The organism is Flavobacterium sp. J372, from assembly GCF_024699965.1.
In the GTDB taxonomy this organism is placed as follows: domain Bacteria; phylum Bacteroidota; class Bacteroidia; order Flavobacteriales; family Flavobacteriaceae; genus Flavobacterium.
On sequence record NZ_JAJOMZ010000004.1, the window covers coordinates 703,368 to 724,358 of the forward strand.

The window sequence follows — 20,991 nt, forward strand, 5'->3', positions numbered from 1 at the left end:
AAGCATGATGTTATCAATATTAAACAGTGGTTTTCTTCCAGCGCCCGCGCCTGAATAAAATTACAGCAGCTATTGTCATTAATGTTTCTGCTGCTGGTATCGCTATAAAAACACCTGTTGGCCCAAAATTATAGTATTTTGCGAGAAGGTAGGCCAGTGGTATCTGGAACGTCCAGAACCCAAAGAAATTAACCCACGTAGGTGTGCGTGTGTCTCCTGCGCCGTTAAAGGCGTTCAGTAGCACCATGCCGATTCCGTAAAAAATATAGCCTGCGCTCAATATGCGTATCGCCTCAACGGCAATGTCATGAACATCTGCATTATTAGTGAAGAACCACATCATTGGGTCGGCCGCCAGCAGGCATATAACCATAATGCTGCCCATGTATATCACATTGAATTTTGCTGTTACAAATACCGAACGCTCTGCGCGCTCTGTCATTTTTGCGCCGAGATGCTGCCCAACAAGTGTAGCTGCCGCGCCGCTAAGCCCCCACGCGGGTAACATAAAAAACATCATAATCCGTATGGCGCTCTGGTAGCCGGCCGAACCTTCATCACCACCTGTGGTTGCTACAAGTTCCGCAAGGAAAATCCAGCTGCACGATGCAATAACAAACTGCATTATACCCGGGGCTGCAACTTTGATTATTGCTTTAATCTGGTCAAAGTCGGGCACAAAATATGAGGCTGCAACCTTTAAAATACCTTTGCCTTTGAATAAGTTGTACAGCTGATAAATAACGCCTGTGCTGCGGCCTAATGCGGTTGCTATGGCTGCCCCCGTAAGGCCAAATGCCGGTATAGGGCCCCAGCCTAAAATTAGCAGCGGGCACAGTATTATATTAAAAATATTGGCAATCCAGAGGCTGCGCATGGCAATAGCAGCATTGCCCGCCCCGCGGAAAACACCATTGAACAGGAACAGCATCATAATGACAAAGCTGCTGCCCATTTGTATCTTCATAAAAGTTTGCCCATATTCTGCAGATGCTTCAGATGAGCCCATTAGCAGCAAAATGTCTTTCGCGAATATTATCCCCAAGATTGCAATAGGTATGTTGATTATCAGCGCTATCACTATAGCCTGCATACCGGCGCGTGAGGCGGCATCAGGGTCTTTTTCGCCAACGCGGCGGGCCACTACTGCTGTGGCAGCCATACTCATACCAATGGCTACGGAATAAATGATTGAAAGCACAGACTCGGTTAACCCAACTGTCTGTACGGCAAAGCTGCTGTTTTTAAGATGGCCTACAAAATACAGGTCAACCAAAGCGAATACGGACTCCATCATCATCTCGAGCATCATCGGGATGGCCAGCAGCAATACTGCACGCCTGATAGAGATCGTTGTAAAATCTATATTTTCGCCCTTTAATGATTGCTTCAGCAGGTTAGTAAAGCGTGAAAATCTGTCTGTTTTATGTGTAATTGTCATTGGTGTTGGTGCAGCATTAATCAATGCAAATATATATGAAAGTCTATATGCCTAAACAATTCATAAAATTTATTAGCTGACAAATTCCATTATGTCACCCGGCTGGCATTCAAGCGCTTCGCAAATGGCTTCGAGTGTTGAGAATCGAATGGCTTTTGCCTTACCGGTTTTCAGGATTGAGAGGTTTGCTGTTGTAATGCCTACTTTTTCAGCAAGTTCATTGCTGCGCATTTTCCGTTTTGCAAGCATTACGTCAAGGTTTATTATTATTGGCATAGTGCTAAACAGTTAAGTCATTCTCTTCTTTCAGGCTTTTTGCAGTAAGGAAAACTTCACTTAGCACAATAAGGAATAGCCCAACCATCGGTGTAAACAGAGAATCAAAACCAAGTGAAATAGAAAAGCTGCTTTCAAAAATAGAAGTATATAAAAACTCAGGCACCACATATATCGCAAATCCTATCAATACTGCTTTACCGGCCTGGTCAAGATTCCTGATGACCTCGTTTGCAAACAGTCTCTTTTAGAAAATGCAGTTAGTACATCTTTAAATAAGTAAAGCGCGTATGCGTAAAATGCTACAGCCAGAATATTACAAGCAAGCAGAATGTAATCTTCTATTGCAAAGTCAGTAACTATATTGTCATTTACTTTAAAGGGGATTTTATCAGGCATAAATATCGCCATAAAAAAAAACGGAATTGCAAAGGCTACAAACGCGCCGGTACAAAGAAGCAGTACTGTAGTAAGATTTTTGAGTAGCGGTAATTTTTGCATAATGAATTGATTTAGATTTTAGCAAATATAATAATTATTGATAAACGGTATGCTATTATTAGAAAACGATATTATTTTATTGTTTCAATGATTGTCATGTTGATTAATTTTAAGCATGCAAAATTTCCCGGAATCATTAGCTAAAAAACTTCAGGCACGGAAGGATGCATCAGCATTCAGAATACTGCCTGCATATAGCAGCCTGGTAGATTTTTCTTCAAATGATTATCTGGGGTTTTCACGCAATAATACCATCGCTGCAAATGCTGTTTCAGTTTTAGCGCAATATCCTTACAATGGCGCCACAGGTTCACGCCTAATTAGTGGGAACCACCCGCTTTACTCTGATGCGGAGCAATTGATTGCAAAGTATCATGACTCTGAAACCGCGCTTATCTTCAATTCAGGATATGATGCCAATATTGGGTTTTTCAGCAGTGTCCCGCAAAAAAATGATATTGTGCTGTATGATGAATTTATACACGCCTCCATACGCGACGGTATGCGGCTTGGCAATGCCAGAGCCTATAAATTCAAGCATAACTCTGTAGAAAGCCTTAAAAGTCTTTTGCAAAAATTCAGAGAATCGGCGGTTGAGATCTATATCGTTACAGAGTCTGTTTTCTCAATGGATGGCGATTCGCCAAATCTGGCTGAAATGGCAGGATTGTGTAGTGAGCTCAAATGCAGACTGGTGGTTGATGAAGCCCACGCAGTAGGAGTTTTTGGCAGCGGCCTGGCAACAAATTCAGATTGTTTTGCCAGGATTGTTACTTTTGGTAAGGCGCTGGGCTGCCATGGTGCAGCGGTGTTTGGAAGCGTCGCGCTTAAAGACTATTTGGTAAATTTTGCAAGGAGTTTTATTTACACCACAGCATTGCCGCCACATTCTGTTGCCACGATCATTGCAAGTTACGATTATCTGCAAAGAGAAGCAGACACAAACAGAAGCTCGCTTTTCAGTAATATATCAAACTTCAAAAAATTGCTTAAAGAGAGCGATCTCGGCAAGTATTTCATCAGCAGTGAGTCAGCCATACATTGTGCTGTAATACCGGGTAATGAGCGAGTGCGAAATTTAGCAGCAAATCTGCAGGAACAAGGTTTTGATGTGCGGGCTATACTGGCGCCGACAGTTCCTTCGGGGCAGGAGAGGCTTCGCTTTTGCCTGCACAGTTACAATACTCACAGCGAGATTGAAGCTGTTATCAAACAGCTTATGCTTCATCTTCAGTAGTAGGGATTTCACTCCGCCGTTTGCGCCGTTTAAACCAGTTGCTGTCTTCTTCCCCAAACAGGTAAGCGTAAGGCTGCGTATCAGGGCTAAGCTCAAATAGTTTCTTAAGTATAGCTATTGTAGGTATTATTAGAATCATGCCCGCAATGCCCCATATTGCACCGCCAATCAGTAGCCCGATAAATGTAACCAAAGCATTTAGGTTTACTGTACCGCCGGTAATTTTCGGGGTTAGAAATGTGCCTTCAAGCAATTGTATAAATGTAAATGCCACTAAAACAGCAATTGGGTAAAACAGGCTGTCTTTTGTTATCAGCGCAAACAGAAAAGGAAGTATGGCCCCAAGTGAGGGGCCAAGATATGGTATGATGTTGAGCATACCGGCCAGCACTCCAAAAAATATGGCATGCTCAATACCCAGCGCAAAGAGAACTCCCGTATTTACAATGGCAAGAATGAACATCACTTTACTTGCGCCTACAATATAGCGATGTACAATCTGGCGGAGAGACTTCATCTTGTCAAGTAGCATGGTGTTATTTTCCTTCCTGAAAACTTTGGTTATAAATACTGCCAGGTGGTCGCGGTAAATGAGCAGGAAGAAAATGAAAACAGGTAATAGTATAATGTCTGAAAGCGTACTGATAGTGGAAAAGATAAGGCTTGTAGTTGATGTATTTTCAGGCTGTACAATTTCTACCGCTTTACTTACCTCAAAACCATTTCGCATACCCAGGTCAAACCCGAAAGCTTCCAAACACCAGGCGTTAGCCTGAATAATAAAACTGTTGAGTTTGGTGCTGAGCTCGTCGCCCAAATCGGCAGCGAAAACTCTTACCTGTATGTAAATCAATGCAAAAATACCAAGGATAAATATCAGGAAAAGCGACAAAACTATAAACGCACTGATAGAGCGCGGAATTTTTCGTCTTTCCAGCATGTTGCAGGTAGAAGTAAGAAGCATAGCGATATAGCCTGCAATCAGTAATGGTACAAGGAGGCCTTTTGCCATTATCATGAAAAACACAATTATGATAATCAGCAGCGCAATATATACGGTTTTAATATAACCCGGCACACGTAAAGTATCCATCAGTATAATCGTGTTAAATTAATAGTCAGGTTATCAAATTTATGAATTGTTGAAACCTCGCACTGCCAATATTTTATTAAATTATACGGTACATTTGCCGTATGAAAATTTTTGTAACAGGTATAGGAACAGACGTTGGAAAGACGGTGGCCTCAGCAATTATAACTGAAGCTTTAGAGGCAGATTACTGGAAACCCGTACAGGCAGGAGACCTTGAAAATTCAGACAGCCATAAGATTGAACGCTATATAAGTAACCGGCAGACAATTATTCATCCATCGGCATACAAACTAATGACCCCTGCCAGCCCGCATCTTTCGGCAATGCTTGATAATATAATTATTGATATTAATAAAATAACAGAACCTGAAACTGATAATCACCTCGTAGTGGAGGGAGCTGGCGGACTTCTTGTACCGCTGAATGATACTGATACAATAGCTAACCTTATTCAGCCCGACTACAAGGTAATAATTGTTTCAAGGCATTACCTGGGCAGCATTAACCATACGCTGCTTACCTGCGAGGTAATGAAAAATAGGGGCATTACTATTTCAGGGATTATCTTTAATGGTGATGAAAATTCTTCAACTGAAGAAATCATTCTTAAGAAAACAGGTATCCCGATGATAGGCAGAATTGAAAACGAGCCTTATTTTGATGCAAATGTAGTAAAGTACTACGCAGATAAATTTCTAGAGAAGCTTTTAGGATTATAAATATGTCAACCGATAAAACATTGGCACAACGCGATGCCAGCTGCTTGTGGCATCCATACACCCAGCATAAGACTGCACCGTCACACATAGCCATTACGAAGGCTGAAGGTGCAAAAGTGTGGGACGAGAACGGCAAAGAGTATATTGATGCTATTGCCTCATGGTGGGTAAACCCTTACGGACACAGCAATAAATACATAGCGGACGCAATATACAAACAGCTAACAACGCTGGAGCATGTGCTTTTCGGCGGCTTTACTCACGAACCTGCGATACTATTGGCAGAAAGACTTTTGCCGCTTTTACCTGATAACCAAAAAAAACTGTTTTTCTCAGACAATGGTTCAACAGCTGTTGAAATTGCTATAAAGGTTGCGTTGCAATACTTCTACAATAAAGGTGAAAAACGCTCCAAAATTCTTGCGTTTGAAAATGCCTTTCACGGAGACACTTTTGCAGCAATGGCAGCCAGCGGCATTTCATTTTTTACCGAAGCTTTCAGAGGCTCGCTAATTGAAGTAGAACGGATTCCGGTACCGGTTTTCGGCAAAGAGGAAGAGAGCATCGCTGCCTTAAAAACGCTTGCAGCTACCGGTGAATATGCCGCATTCATTTTCGAGCCTTTGGTGCAAGGCGCAGCAGGAATGGTGATGTATGATGCAGCACCGCTTGATGAACTAATAGCAATTTGCCGGGATAATAACATTTTCACTGTTGCTGATGAGGTTATGACAGGCTTTGGAAAGACAGGAAAAAACTTCGCATGCAACTACCTCACGCAGCAACCCGATATGATATGCTTGTCTAAAGCGCTGACAGCAGGCACTATACCTATGGCAATCACAACATTTACTCAGGAATTATTTGATGGTTTTTATGATGATGATGTGAACAAAGCCCTGTTTCATGGGCATACTTTTACCGGAAACCCAACCGGCTGTGCTGCGGCACTGGCAGGACTTGATTTGTTGGAATCAGTTGAAATGCAGGAAAATATAGCACGAATAAACAATCGGCATCATCAATTTTTGGAGAAGATTAAAAGACATCGACGTGTAGCTAATCCGCGAGTTTGTGGAGTAATCTTGGCGTTTGATGTGAAAAGGGATAGTGTAGAAAGCTATTACGGAAACTTTAGAAACAGGCTTTATAATTTTTTCATAGAGAAAGGTATTATAATGAGGCCGGTAGGGAATACAATTTACGTCCTTCCACCCTATATAATTAGTGAGCAGGAATTAACATATATTTATGAAGTGGTGGAAGAGGCACTTGAAAAAATAATGTAAATTAGTTTCTGTTAATACGTTACTAATGATACACCCTGATACCGAGGTCCGATTTATAAACGATGTTGTGGGCTATGGCGTGGTTGCCAAAAAATTTATCCCGAAAGGCACCATAACCTGGGTACAGGACGATCTTGACAGAATCTTTACCGAAGCAGATATTGAGAAGCTCAATCCAAATGTGCGTACGTATCTCGAAACCTACTGCTTTACCAACAGCAAAGGCGAGAGCGTGCTGTGCTGGGACCATGCCCGGCAGGTAAACCACAGTTTTAACCCAAGCTGTATGAGTACGGCTTATGATTTTGAAATTGCCATCCGCGATATACAACCGGGCGAGCAGCTTACTGATGACTATGGCTACCTTAACGTGAGCGACCCTTTTGAAGCAGAAGATGAGGGTACAGACCGTAAAGTGGTTTACCCTGATGATATTTTGAAATATCACGAAATGTGGGATGACCTGATTAAGCAGAACCTGCAAAATATTGCTGCCGTAAGCCAGCCCCTTCAAAAATTCATAACCGAGAAAACCTGGAATGAATTCAGCAGAGTGATAAGGGGAGAGAGTGAGCTCCGCTCTATCAAAAGTTGCTATTTCAACCGTGAAAAAGTAAACCGCTGATTGCGGTTTTTTTATTGCTATTTTTGCAGGAAATGCGCTAAACCGTGGCTAAAACCATATCTATACTTTCTGTTTCAACATTATCATCACTCGGGGCTGATGGTACTGCTGTCTGGCAAAGCTATCTCAACCCTGAAACAAATATACATGATATGGAGATGGGGGGGGCAGGCCGTTTCTGTGGCTGCATTATCTGAAAATCTAAAGCATGAAGTTGAAGCTTTAAAACACTCTGAGCATAAATATATCCATCTTGATGATTCTGTACTGTATGCTATCCTAGCTTCACGGAAAGCTATTGAGCAAGCAGGCTGGGGAAATGATTCAACATTCGGGATTAATATAGGCTCATCACGCGGCGCGACAGGCCTCTTTGAAAACAATCATAGCGAGTTTATTTCAACCGGTAAAACCAACGTACATACTTCACCTGCTACAACTTTAGGCAATATATCATCATGGGTGGCGCACGACCTTAATAGCTCAGGCCCGGACATCTCACATAGCATTACGTGCTCAACATCGCTACACGCCATTTTAAACGGTATTGCATGGCTTAATGCAGGCATGGCAGATAAATTCCTTGCCGGGGGCAGCGAGGCGCCACTCACGCCCTTCACCATCGCACAAATGAAGGCCATGAAAATTTATTCTTCAGGAGGAGATGAATATCCTAACAGGGCAGGCGACTTATCCAAAACAAAAAACACACTAGTGCTTGGTGAAGGCGCAGGTATTACATGCATTGAAGTGGGTAAGGCTGAAAATGCACTGGCGTACATCAGCGGATACGGGTATGCCACCGAATTACTCTCGCACGGCGTATCTCTTTCTGCAGAAGCGGAATGCTTGCAAAAGTCAATGAAGATGGCAATTGGAGATACACCGTTACATGAAATTGATGCTATTGTTATGCACGCACCCGGGACGATTAAAGGCGATAACGCCGAGTTTACAGCTATCCAAAAAATCTTTGGAGCCAATCTTCCGCAGTTAACCACAAACAAATGGAAAACCGGGCACACTTTCGGCACATCGGGAATCTTATCCGTAGAGCTTGGTGTGCTTATGCTACAGCACCAGACTTTTATTGGCCTGCCCTTTTCAGGTGAGCCTCACACAAAGCCTGCATCACTGAAAAAGATTTTGGTAAACGCAGTCGGATTTGGTGGTAACGCGGTATCATTGTTGATTACAAAATAAGAAAAGCCCCAGAGCGTGCTCCGGGGCCTTTCAACCAATAATCAAATCACCAACTTATCTTTATTGTTTTATAATTACTTTTTTAGTTACAGCCTGTCCGTTATCAGTTGTAGCTTTTACAATCACAACCTGGTTTGAAATGTTAAGATTTGTTGTTGTAAATTCTGTCGCGTTCACATTTTTGCTGTAAGAGATCACTTTACCAAGAAGGTCATACACTACAACTTCAGTTAAAGCTACGGGAGACGTTATTGCAACCTGCTTATCTTTTTGGTAAACTATCACGTCTTGTGGAGTAACTGCAGGAGTGTCAGTTCCAAGAGCGCCATCAGCAGCATACCTAAGCTCAAAACGCTCGTTGAAAGTTCCAATCTCGCTGGTAAAAGTGTAAGCTCCGTTAGTAAGGTTGTGTAGCGTACCTGTCACATTATCCTTAAGGAACACTTGCTGGCCGTCAATAAATATACCATCAGCATGGTCTATCGCGAATGTAAATGTACCGGTAGCATTTGTCTTAAATCCAAGCGGAGCAATATCTGTGTTTACAAATTCAGCACGGCCTTGTATTGCAAGCAGGTCTGTACCTACCACACTGTAAAGATTTACACCACCATCAACCAGAGAACGCCCGTCAATACCATTGTCTATTCCGTTTGTAGCGTCTGCAGTATAGCCTACCACTGTCTGGCTGAAGGCACCTGTTTCATTGCTTACGTTTATCCACATTCTTGAAGCCTGTGCAGGTTCTGAGCTTTCTTCAGCGCCCTGTACATTTCTGAAGAACTGGTTAGAGCTGTTTGCCTTACGCATTTTGTTTGTAAATACTATATTTCCTGCATTCTTAGCTTTTACTATAAAGCCTTGTCCTGTGTTCATGATTCCGTTAGGGTCAACCGCAAAGTCATTTTCTCCGCCCGGCGCTGCATTTGCCACATAAGCAAACTTGGTAAGTGTTGTGTAGCTTGACTTTGTAGGGTCATTTGTTTTTCTCCAGAACCATAGCGTGCCTTCAATATTGTTGATGTTTGCATCAATAAATTCACTCACGTTTATTGGCGACGGGTAAGGGTTACCAACAGCATTGTATGATTTAGAATCGTTTTCATACACCAGCGGGAATGTTACCGTACCGTTTGTTGGTGTGCCTGTAAACACACCATTAAATACTGTTGCAACAGTTGTAGGGTGGTTATCAGGGGTGCGTATAAGGTAGCCTTTTGCCTTTTCAAAAGTTGTTGTAGCCGGAGGTACGCTTATGTAAGTATTAGTTAGAACATTATAAGTATAAAAACGGTTTGTAAGCGTTAGCGGCGAGAACTGAAGCAGTGTCTGTGTTCCTGTTACCGGCGATGACCAAAGTGTATAGTCAAGTTTCTTAAGCTTAGAGCTGTTACGCTTTACAGTGATGTTTCCGCTGTTAGCTATAGTGTTTACCTGTAGCAGGTCACTATTGTTCTCCATTACAAGTACACCCCCTTGCTCTACTGTGATTTTATTTATCACGAACAGGTTTTTAGCGCATGGCATTGTCATAGAGCCTGTAGCGGTTACTGTAAGTGAGCATGCATATATATCATTTGCCGGAGTAAATGTTCCGTTTATGATTACTGCTTTAGTGTCATCAGGATAGCCATTGCTCCATGTACCGTCAGCGTTGTATGTAGTGCTATTTGCACAATCGGTATTTCCAAATTCATCAGCACCTACATCCGGAGTTGTTATATTCCTTACATCACCGTCAATGTCATTAGCAATGTTTAGTGCCTGGCCGGTGTTGCTTATTGCGAAGTTAACAGCGTTGAACTGTGCAATGTGTGAATCAGTTGCAGATACGAACACAGGGTTTATAGTTGTAGAGTTTCCGTCTTTGCCGGTAGCAGTTTTCCATTGTGCAAAAGTCTTCATGTTTGCAGTAGTGTAGAAAGAGCCGATGCTTCCCATCACGTCTATACTATTGTAGTTGTTATTATTAAGCTGGGCAAATGTATTCTGCCCGGCTGTTGCAACATATATGGCAAACCTGCGTGAATTTTGTGGCTGCCTGTTTACAAAGATGTTGTTCCGTACGTCGATGTTAGTAACATTGTTTTCGATGAAAAGCGCAGCAGATATACCGGCGTCAGCAATTTGGCTTTTTGTAAGCCTTACTGTATTGTGGTACAGTTTATAACCGCTTCCGCTGAAGATACCGATACCGAAACCATTCTGGTTTTCGCCGCCGTTACCCGGGCCAACTACATCAAGTACAAAGTTGTTTACAACAGTTATGTTTGTGTTTGATGCTGTAGATGAAAGGTTGATACCTGCTATGCCCACACCGTTTGCTACAGTCTTTTCAACTTTAGAGATATCATTGGCAGAGATAGTCCCGTTAGTTGAATTTCCTGCTATCTGGATGCCTGCGAAGGCAAGCGCACCACTGTTGTGTGTACGGTATATGTTTGATATGATGTTTTTGTTTACGGTAAATCCGTTAAGGTTTGAAAGATAAATGGCAGTAATCATACGGTCAGCTATCGTGCTGCCGCCAAAGTCGCTCTTCTCAATAATCACGTTTTGAAGCGCAGACGAAGTGGCGTTGTTGTCAAGGATGTACACACCTTCTTTCACGTTAAGGAAATCAATGTTTGATATAGTAAGATTTTTAAGTTTTGAAGCTGCTGCTCCCACAGTCAATCCGCTGCCCGCAGCGCTATCAGCGCCTGCATATACACCCATCGCCTGGAAGCTGTCGCCATTCACGTAACTCTGCTGGATGAAGGTATTTTTAATGGTTACATTTTCAGGAGCGTTTGTAGCTGAAGGGCTTACCAACCATATCACCGAGCGGCTAGCGTTATTAAGCTGGCTGTTATTATCTATCGTCAGGTCACGTGTTGTGCCGTTTGCCGCATTGCTTCCGTCTATGATGATGTTATCGGCGCCGTTAATCTTGAATACTGCCGGTACAGGCACCGTTCCGTTTGCGTTGTAAGCATCAATGCGTGCTGTTACGCCATTATTAGGCTTGAAGGTTACTGTGTTGGTTGCGCTGGTACCTGCAAATTGGTTGATAGTGATAGGGAATACTTCACCAAGTGTATTATTGTAGTCAGAATCATTCAGAAGGAATTTTACAGGGCCCTGTACACCAAGTGCATTAAGTGCAGCAACGGCTTCAGTAATGGTCTTATAACTGTTGTTCAGGCTTTGGCCTATGGTATACGTGCCTGATAACGGCTGTGGTGCAGTTACCGTACCCACAATTGTCGGTGGTATATGCCCGCCGTTTGAATGCAATATCCTCCATGTATTACCTCCTACCTTATCAAATACATATATCCTGATGTAAAGGCGCTCACCGGCAAGAACAGGGATGTTTACATTAAGGTCTCTTTGGGTAGGTGTATTATAAAACTGAGCAGGGTTTGTTGTACCAAGCGATACCGATCCTGTAAACTCAGCGTTTTTGGCATAGCGAACTTCAAACTTCCTATATTCGCCCTGGTACTTAAACCTGATTTTTGTTACCGTCATTGATGCACCGGATGTTGGCCTTACGCTCATTTGGTAATACTTAGTGTAATTAACGGCATCATTGGCGCCACCCCAGTTTGAGGTTTCAAAGCCATTCCAGTTTGTGTCAAGGTTCACGTTGGTACTTGCAGTTATGTTATCTGCTGCAACATAGTTTGCTAAAAACGTTGGTACAGTTGATGGCTGCCAGTTAACAATACCATCCCAACGGGCAAGGTCAGTTTGTGCGATTACCAGCGTTGGTAAAAATACGGTCAGAAGAAGTAGTAATTTTTTCATTATTGTGACTATTGATGCTGCAAATGTATGCCTGCATATAATCATTTTAAGGAAAGCTTAACACTTCTTATTTATGTAACTATAAGAGTTTTAAATGATAAGGATCAATTATAATAGAATAGGATTTGCCTATAATAAAAATTCCCGCAATTATTTTTGCGGGAATTAATTAAGGGTTACAATTATATTAGAGTATTACTTTTTTCGATATCACCATACCATCTGCCATCTCAGCTTTTACAATCACTATTTTAGCTTCAACGCTTAATCCTTCCGTAGTGTAGGTTTTATTGTTAAGATCATTTTTAGCATGTATAAGCCTTCCCGCAAGATCATATATCTTAATTGAAGTTATCTCTTCTGATGCGTTTACCATGATTTTTTTGTCATGGCTGAATACGATTACATTGGCTTGGGCTGAAAAATCCGGATTGCCAAGTGCACTGTCTGTATATAATAGTTCGAACCTGTCATTAAATGTGCCTGAAGCTGTTGTAAATGAATAAGCTGAAGCCGAAAGGTTGTGTACTATGTTAAGCATTTTGTCTTTAAGATAAATACTTTGCCCCTGCGCAAAAATTCCTTCAGGCTGGTCCAGTTTTATAGTAAATGTACCGGCCACAGATGATTTATATCCAACCGGAATCACATCATCTACATTGAATTCACCTTTAGCCTGTATAGCCAGTTGATGATTTTGTGACAGAGTGTAGATATTTAGTGTTCCATTCGGGAAGAAGATGCCATCCAGGCCGTTATCATAGCCTGATGTTGCCTGTGGCGTATATCCGGCCACGGTTTGCGCAAAGTTATTGCCGCCGGTGATGTTTAACTTAAAGCGTGATAAATTACTGTTTGGCGCCTGCCTGAAAAATTGGTTCGTGCTGTTGCCAATACGCATACTGTTTGTAAACAACAGGTTAGTGGCTGCTTTTGCATTTACAAGAAAGCCCTGGCCTATGTTTAGTTTTCCGTTGGGGTCAATAGCATATTCATTAGTGCCTCCTGCTGCGGTATTTGCCGCGTAACCGAATTTAGTAATAACACCATATGTTGATGTAACAGAGTCATTTGCTTTCCGCCAAACGTATAACGTACCGTGAATGGCATCTTCGTTTTCATCTATAAATGCCGCAATATCAATAGGTGAGGGGTAAGGGTTGCCCACAGCATTATATGAATTAGGCTTGCTTGAATTATAGCTTAGTGTATAACTTATGTCTCCATTATGCGGAACGCCTGTAAACATACCGGCATAAACGGTAGGCGTAACAGGGTGGGTATTCGGTGTACGTATAAGATAGCCCATGCCTGTTGCCATAGTGCTTGTAGTGTCGGCAAGCATATACTGGTCGGTTGGCGTGTTGTACCTGTAAAAACGGGTTGAAAATGTTGCCGGAGAAAAACTGCGCAACGGCTGCCCTGACACAGGTGACGACCACATTGTATAATCAAGCCTGCGTATCTTTGAGCTGTTGCGGTAAACGGTTGCTTCTCCCCAATTCTCAACAATATCTTTCTGGATAAGGGTACCGTTATTCCTTACTATAAGCTTTGCATTTTCACCTACTGTAATACGCCCTCTTACTGATAAGTTTTTCTCTTCAGGAACTATAAGTTCGGCAGTGCCGTTTATCTGGCAGGCACAAAAGTCCATATCTTCAGTTAGTGTCAGGCTGGCATTTATTTGTACCGTAGTTGTTTCATCCGGCATAGCACTCCAGGTTCCGTCATATATTACGGGCTGTTTTACTATGACTGTAAATGACGGTGTCGCCACATTGCCGCATGCTCCGCCATCTACAATTGCCCTGAAATATTTGGTAGCGTTTAAGATACCTGTTTCTGCTGAGGTTAGCTTAGTTGCAGTAGTGGCAATGTCAGTCACGCCGCTTACAAAAGCTATATCATTAGCGCTTTGCCATTTCACTATATTTCCGGTATTCCCGCTAAGGGTTATATCTGCTACAACAGCATCAGGGCAAACCGAACCTGATGTCGATGAAAGCATACCGGCCCCGCTTGCCGTAGTGGTTATAGTTTGGGTAACACCACCATACGTGCTTTCACACAATGTGTTGCGTAGCCTTACCCAATATTGGGTATTTTCCGTTGGGGTTACCGTAACAGATGCAGATGTAAGTCCGGGCAATATATTTTCACCAATTGTGCCAGTACCCCATTGGTATACCTCATTGGCTCCCGGCACTGCGCCTGTTGCTGTGAGTGTTGCTTCCGCACCGCTGCAAATGGTTGTATTGCCATTTATACCTGTAGGTGCTGTGCCGGTTACAAGGGTTAGTGTTAGTTTAGCATTGGCATCACCGCCGCCTTCAAGGGTGCGAACTTCAATTGTCGAGTTTTCGTCGAGGTTGAATGTGCCTACCGGCGAGTTGGCTTCGCCGCCGCTCCAGCCGTTGTTTTCCCATACCTGCTGGCCGTTAACGTAAATGCGGGTATTATCGTCCCAATTGTTCATTACCAGGCTGTATTGCCCGCACGGGAAACCTTTACGCTTATGTACAAATGAAAAGTTGTCAAAGTTCACTATGCATCCCTGCCATCCGGCAGAGTTTGACGGTGAGCCATTGCGTGGCCAGCTGTTTGTGCCATTTGATGTGTCAAAGCCCAGCGTGTTCTGGGTATAGTACCCGGAATAATTATTTGCTGTAGGCTCAAGGGTTGCTACGCCATTGAAAGCATAGACATTCCAGATATTATCACCAAATTCAGCGGGATTTCCCGGGGGTGTGCCGCCTACCGTTACATCTACTGTTACCCCACCTGTAAATTCATCACACGGTGGGCCAACATGCCTGCGCACCCAATAGGTTGTAGGCACAAGCGGATATACGGTTATAGTTTCCTGTGTTTGCCCTGCAATAATGTTCTCGCCTATCACACTACCCGTGCCCCACTGGTAGGTAGTACCAATAGCATGAACACCGCCCGCAGCATAAAGCGTAGTACCCTGATTGCAAAGCACAGTAGTGTTTCCATTAATAGCAGTTGGCGCAGTTGAATTACAAACGGGCTCATAAAAATTAAAAGTTATGCGAGACTCACCGCCATTTTCGTAATATTCAAGCACCATATTGTAAGTGCCATCCCTGTAAAGATTAATAGCTTTGGTGTTGAAGCCGTGGTCTGTCCAGTCACTCAGGTCAGCCACCCAGGTAGCGCCGCCGTCAAAGCTCAGGCGGTAACCGTCATCAGCACCAACGTAAAAAGTATAATAACCCGCGGCAAATGTCTTTTGCATTTTGAACCGGATAGCAAAATTATCATAATAGCTGCCGCAAAGGTTTGGCCCGCTGAGTGCATTGCCGCCGGGGAACAGCTCAAAACTGTCATCCTGGGTAATATACCCCTGATATGTTGAAGAGAAGTTGGAAGCCGGAGGGCTTGATGTTCCGCTGTAAACATATCCAATCCACTGCTGATTGCCATATGTCACCTGATCACCTGCTGCCGGGCATTGAGCTTCAGCAAAGAAAAATGAAATTAAAAGTAATAATGTAAATAAATTGTTGGCCGTTAGGTAGTTTTTATTCATAATATGAATGCTTTTCAGTGGCAAAAATAATCTAAGAATCTTAAAGTCATTTCGTTACACGCTATTATTTCTGTATTAAATAATAGATATAAACTATAACACTAAAATTCTTACGTACATACGATTATTTTGAAAGTGTGGTTTAAACAAAAAAAGACCCCGGAGTTCAACCAAAAACTCCGGGGCCACATCCAACTAAAAAATTACTAAATAATTATAATGAAGGTTAGTTCATCATAATTTTCTTTGAAACTGCCTGTCCGCCCTCAAGCATCACTTTTACAACAATTACCTGTTGTGCAGTAGCAAGTGTTGATGTAGAAAATTCATCAGCACCTATATTTCTTTTCTCATAAACCAGCTTGCCAAGTATGTCATATACCTGAACAGAAGCAATAGTTTCTGTAGATTTTATTTTAATTTGTTTTTCATTTGAATAGACAAGCACATCTTTAGCAGCTATTACAGGTACATCTGTACCCAGTGCGCTGTCAGTAGTGTAATGTATTTCAAAGCGGTCTTCAAATGTGCCAATTTCAGAGGTAAATGTATAGTTACCATTCTGCAGGTTATGCATTGTACCTGTAGATTTGTCTTTCAGGTAAACTGACTGGCCTGCTGCAAAAAGCCCATCCATCTCATATATCTTCACCTCAAATGTACCTGCAAGAGAAGTTTTAAATCCAAGCGGCACAACATCAGCATCAGTAAACGCCGGGCGTGATTGTATTGCAAGCTTGTATTCCGGCATTAAAGAGTAAAGGCTTACACCACCGTCAAGAAGCGCTTCTCCATCAAGCCCGTTATCATATGCTGCAGTAGCTATATCACTATAGGTTAATAATGTCTGCGCAAAAGTGCCTGTGCTATTTTCAACGTTTAACCATAGGCGGCTTGAATTTGGCAAACCTGAAGGTATGTTAACATTGTCAACCTGGTTTTCACTGCCCGGCCTGAAGAAGCTGTCATATGTTTCGCTGCGGCGCATGTTGTTCTTAAACACAACTTCTTTATTAGGAGCCAAAGCTTTTACTATAAAGCCCTGCCCAGTGTTTAACAGCCCGGTAGGATCTATAGCATGTGGGTAATTTACCATGTCATTTATCCCGCCCGGTGCAGAGTTGGCAACAGCGCCACTCTTATTACATGTCCAGTAGCTTGATTTTGTATAGTCATTTGTCTTTCTCCACAAGTATATAGTACCATCCACCACATCAGCATTTTCCGTAAGGAAATCTGTGATATTTATGGGTGATGCATATGGGTTGCCAATTGCATTATATTGTTTTAATGTTCCGTTGGCATCGGCTGCGCCATTCGTGTAGTTACCATATACAAGCGGAATCCTTACGGTACCGTTATGAGGTGTACCTGTAAACACGCCCGGCCATAAGATAGATGTAGTACCCTGGTTATAGCCTGAAATATTATAGCTGTTAGGCATACGTATCAAATATCCTTTTGCAGCAGTAAAGTTGGTAGTGGCAACAATGTTTTGGTCTATAGCCACATATTGGTCGGTTGGGGTATTATATTGATAGAAACGGTCTGCCATTGTTTGTGGCGAAAAAGCTTTTAATTTTTGGTTTTTCACCGGAGATGACCATAGCGTATAGTCAAGCCTCTTTAGCAATGAACTGTTTCTTTTTATGGTAACCTTGCCCGTGTTAGCCGTATTTTCAATCTGCCTTAGGGCGCAACCGCTTTCAAATGTAAGCGAACCTGCATTAGATACATTTACAGCATGCGTTACAATCGCGTTTGAGTGGCTTATGAAATTCACCTGCGCATTACCTTTCACATACAAAGAGCATGCGTATAATGTACCTCCTGTCTGTGTAAAGTTAGACTCAAAGATCACATCTTTGTCAGCTGACGGGGTACCGTTGCTCCAAACACCGTTTTTATACGTTGTAGAGCTAAGGCAGTAAATACCTGCATTTGTTGCTCCCGGTTCCGGCGCCTCAGCGTCACCATATTCATCTGCTCCTATGGTTGGGTTTACAGTATTTCTTATCTGTCCGTCAATATCTTTAGGCACAGCGTTTATTTTCACACCTTCATTATCAATGGCGCTGTTTCCTTCTGCAAGGTGAAGGTCTGTAGCTGATGCAAACACAGGATTATGAACTACAGAATTTGCATCTTTATTTGTTTGTGACTGCCAAACTGAAAGTGTAGTGATATAGTCCGGGCTGTTCCAGCTTTCAATATCTCCTACAGACCATTGGTCTGCAACAAATGCAAGCTTATCTGTTGAATACAGGCTGTTATAATCAAGGAATGTGAACATCTGGTTTATTCCCTGCTTATTGGTTCTCACCGCCACTGCAGTTCTCCTTGTCTGGCTATTTGTCTGGTTATTTACAAAAATATTGTTCCTTACGTCAAGCCCTGAACCTGAATCAACATACAATGCTGCAGAATAGCCTATGCCGCTGCCTGTTTGGGAAGCGTTTAATACAACAGTATTATGATAAATGTTATAGCCGTTACCTTTAGCTACAATTATACCATGGCCATTGCCTTTATAGTTAGTGGCATTGTTACAAATAACATTGAGAATGAAGTTGTTTTCAACAGTAATATTGTTGTTGCCGTTAATATCAGAATCCAGAACTATTCCTCCAAACCATATACCTTCATCAAGCGTCTTGGTAAGGTCTTTTATCTCATTTCTCGCAATAAGGCCATTTTGAGAATTACCGCTTACATATATACCCGAAGAAACAAGTGACGCAGCAGCAGTGTCCCTGTAAAGCCTGTAAACGAAGTTTTCTGTAAATTCAAATCCGTTTACACTGCGTATGGCACATGGCTGGATGATGGTTTCAGTATTGTTTTCAGCCCCCAGGTCATTTTGGTGAATATAAATGTTTTGTGACGGGCTTGCTGCATTACCGTTAATGTACACGCCTTGTTTTACATTTGTAAAATCATTGCCGGTAACCCTGATGTTCTTATGGGCAGTATATGCTTCGCCGGTTGTAATTTCGTTAGCATCACTTACAGCGCCATTACCTGCATAAATACCTACACAAAAGTTATCGGCAGTATTTTTATACGTCTGTTTTATGGCACAATACTTTACTGTAATATTCTCACAGCCGTTGCTGTTGTTTGGTGTAGCTATCCATATTACAGTACGGTCTGCATAGTCATTGCTGCCGCCATTCTGCACATAGCTTGAGTTTACCAGCGTCAGGTTTCTTGTAGTACCATTTGCAGTGTTGCTTCCGTCAAAGATGATGTTATCGCTTCCGTTAAGTTTAAATACTGCCGGTACAGCTGTCCAGGCGCCTGTAACAGCATCACGGAAAGCCTCGATGCGTACATTTTTATAAGGAGCAGGCTTAAATGTAACCGTGTTTGTTGCTGTAGAGCCGCTAACCGTGTTTATTGTGATTGGGAATGCTTCACCTGAAGCATTGTTATAAACATCATCCTTTAAAAGGAAAGTAACAGGGCACGTAACGCCATATTGGTTAAGATGTGCCACGGCAGCCGTAATTGTACTGAACTGCGGGTAATCTGCCTGCGTTACAGCACTGATTACATATGTTCCGCAAAGCGCTCCGGTAGCCGTTGGGTGTAAAACCTGCATGCTTACAGTTGCGGTGCTTGATGTGCCGTAAGCGTTTGTGATTTTATATTTAAAAGAATCGTTTCCGGTAAAATTGTTTGCCGGCGTATAGGTGATTGTGTTGTTAGCGTTAACAACGGCAGTACCATTTACAGCTTGTGTAGTTATTACCATTGCTGTAAGTGCGCTGTTGCCAATAGTATCGTTATTAAGTACAGAAATTGTAACCGGGGTGTTTTTAGCAGTCGTTGCATTATCATTTACCGCAGATGCTGCAATTACAGGCTCTACAGTAACAGTAACTGTTGCTGTTGCAAATTTTCCGTTGGTATCGGTTATTTTATATGTAATTGTATTAGTGCCGGTAAAGGTTGAAGCAGGCGTATATTCAATGTTATTTCCGTTAACTGTAGCTGTTCCGTTTGCAGGCTGCCCTGCTACCTCAAGGGTTGTGATGGCGCCGCTTCCCGGAGTATCATTTGTTAACGGAGATATAGTTACAGGTATGTTCTGGCCTGTAGTAACAAAATCGTTAACTGCCGTAGGGGCAATAAACGGTGTTACAGTAACGTATACAAATGCAGTGGCAGAACTTCCGTCAGCGCCTGTTACCTTATATTTAAATGATGCAGAACCTGTGAAGTTATTTGCAGGTGTAAAGGTGATGGTTTTGTTTGCCTGAACGGTAGCAGTTCCCATTGAGGCAGAAGGAGCAGTATCTATCATCACGGCGCTAAAAGTAGTGCCGTTAGCTACGTCATTTGCCAGTACATTTATATTTACAGGGTTATTCTGCAATGTAGAAACAGAATTGTCAACTGCGGTAACGCCACCCATTGCTGAAACTACACCATAAAGTGCAGGGCCTGTACTGCCTGTATTAGGCGATTCATTATTATAACTGCCTTGCTTAAGGAACCATTTATTGTTCCACTGGTTAACAGAATATCCATATATCCTTACGTACAATGTTTCGCCGGCATTTACAAATACACCAGCATCAAATGCACAGTTTATATCGGTATTGTTTAATGCGGTAGCATTTGTAGCAGTTTTTAGGGTAGTGCCTGTGGTGCCAAAACTTGCATCAGAAGGTGCTGAACCGGTTGCCGATTTCTGGTAAATTATCTTGTAACCATCTACATAACCGTCGTAACGAAATTTAAGATGTTTCATCTCAATTTTCTTTCCGGTACTGGCTGTAATTGTTAACTGTATGTAACGAGTGTAATCAACAGAAGCGGCTGTAGGCCAGTTGTTTGTGAAAAAGCCCGTATATTGTTCGCTTTGGTTAAACGATACATTCTGGCCTGAAATATTAGTTGCCGATATGTCCGCAGGGGCAGATAATGTTCCGTTTGGATTTCCGTAATAATAAACCGGTACGTTGGTTGGCGCACTCCAGCTTATTCTTGTGCCTTCCCATCTGACTAATAGTTCAGATGCGTTTTGTGCAAGGGCGCACAAAGGCAATAGCATTAGGATTAGTAATGTTTTTTTCATTTAGTAATTATTTAAATTCTAAGTAGTTATGGGGGCATAACTAAGTTTGGTTGCGGGGGCAAATTTAATACAAATGTTCTTACGCTCGGCAAAAATTTTTTGTTAAATTTTACATTTATTTAAAAGAAAAAAATCTGGCTTCAAACATGGTGGTTTTCCGTTTTTTGTAC

At 42.3% G+C, this 20,991-nt stretch carries 13 protein-coding genes; 5 read left to right on the forward strand and 8 right to left on the reverse strand.

Annotated features, from left to right (window positions below; translation table 11 throughout):
• Positions 1–19 precede the first annotated feature (19 nt).
• From LRS05_RS03630 to LRS05_RS03645, 4 genes are all read right to left on the reverse strand, one after another.
• Positions 20–1,441 (reverse strand): MATE family efflux transporter, encoded by a 1,422-nt coding sequence (locus LRS05_RS03630; RefSeq protein WP_257867072.1) that lies wholly within the window; start codon positions 1,439–1,441, stop codon positions 20–22.
• A gap of 72 nt (positions 1,442–1,513) precedes the next feature.
• A complete protein-coding gene (locus tag LRS05_RS03635; protein WP_257867073.1) occupies positions 1,514–1,717 on the reverse strand; it encodes a helix-turn-helix transcriptional regulator in 204 nt (67 codons plus the stop codon).
• A 4-nt stretch (positions 1,718–1,721) separates the two neighbouring features.
• Entirely contained in the window at positions 1,722–1,907 is a 186-nt protein-coding gene (locus LRS05_RS03640) for a DUF2975 domain-containing protein (RefSeq protein WP_257867074.1), read from the reverse strand.
• A complete protein-coding gene (locus LRS05_RS03645; protein WP_257867075.1) occupies positions 1,904–2,218 on the reverse strand; it encodes a hypothetical protein in 315 nt (104 codons plus the stop codon). The genes LRS05_RS03640 and LRS05_RS03645 overlap by 4 nt, the downstream gene beginning before the upstream one ends.
• 115 nt (positions 2,219–2,333) lie before the next feature.
• Here LRS05_RS03645 and LRS05_RS03650 point away from each other — a divergent pair, with 115 nt between their 5' ends.
• Positions 2,334–3,455, forward strand: a complete 1,122-nt coding sequence (locus tag LRS05_RS03650) for an 8-amino-7-oxononanoate synthase (RefSeq protein ID WP_257867076.1) — start codon at positions 2,334–2,336, stop codon at positions 3,453–3,455.
• Here the strand turns inward: LRS05_RS03650 and LRS05_RS03655 are convergent.
• The gene (locus LRS05_RS03655; protein WP_257867077.1) at positions 3,436–4,548 is read right to left on the reverse strand and encodes an AI-2E family transporter; all 1,113 of its coding nucleotides are present in this window, start codon (positions 4,546–4,548) and stop codon (positions 3,436–3,438) included. The two genes, LRS05_RS03650 and LRS05_RS03655, sit on opposite strands and share 20 nt — an antisense overlap.
• 101 nt (positions 4,549–4,649) lie before the next feature.
• On the opposite strand from LRS05_RS03655, the gene bioD reads away from it, so the two are divergent.
• The 4 genes from bioD to LRS05_RS03675 all read left to right on the forward strand — a co-directional run bounded on the left by bioD (position 4,650) and on the right by LRS05_RS03675 (position 8,384).
• Complete coding sequence (bioD, locus tag LRS05_RS03660) at positions 4,650–5,267, forward strand: dethiobiotin synthase (RefSeq protein ID WP_257867078.1); 618 nt, start codon at positions 4,650–4,652, stop codon at positions 5,265–5,267.
• A 2-nt stretch (positions 5,268–5,269) separates the two neighbouring features.
• Entirely contained in the window at positions 5,270–6,556 is a 1,287-nt protein-coding gene (bioA, locus tag LRS05_RS03665; protein WP_257867079.1) for an adenosylmethionine--8-amino-7-oxononanoate transaminase, read from the forward strand.
• A 25-nt stretch (positions 6,557–6,581) separates the two neighbouring features.
• On the forward strand, positions 6,582–7,181 hold the full coding sequence (locus LRS05_RS03670; protein ID WP_257867080.1) for an SET domain-containing protein: 600 nt from the start codon (positions 6,582–6,584) through the stop codon (positions 7,179–7,181).
• Between the two features lie 99 nt (positions 7,182–7,280).
• Positions 7,281–8,384, forward strand: coding sequence for a beta-ketoacyl synthase N-terminal-like domain-containing protein (locus LRS05_RS03675; RefSeq protein WP_257867081.1), 1,104 nt, complete (start codon positions 7,281–7,283; stop codon positions 8,382–8,384).
• Between the two features lie 60 nt (positions 8,385–8,444).
• On the opposite strand, the gene LRS05_RS03680 is transcribed toward LRS05_RS03675, so the two are convergent.
• The 3 genes from LRS05_RS03680 to LRS05_RS03690 form a co-directional block, all read right to left on the reverse strand.
• Positions 8,445–12,179, reverse strand: coding sequence for a T9SS sorting signal type C domain-containing protein (locus LRS05_RS03680; protein ID WP_257867082.1), 3,735 nt, complete (start codon positions 12,177–12,179; stop codon positions 8,445–8,447).
• A 187-nt stretch (positions 12,180–12,366) separates the two neighbouring features.
• Positions 12,367–15,735, reverse strand: a complete 3,369-nt coding sequence (locus LRS05_RS03685; RefSeq protein ID WP_257867083.1) for a hypothetical protein — start codon at positions 15,733–15,735, stop codon at positions 12,367–12,369.
• Between the two features lie 226 nt (positions 15,736–15,961).
• Positions 15,962–20,821, reverse strand: a complete 4,860-nt coding sequence (locus tag LRS05_RS03690) for an Ig-like domain-containing protein (protein ID WP_257867084.1) — start codon at positions 20,819–20,821, stop codon at positions 15,962–15,964.
• Positions 20,822–20,991 lie beyond the last annotated feature (170 nt).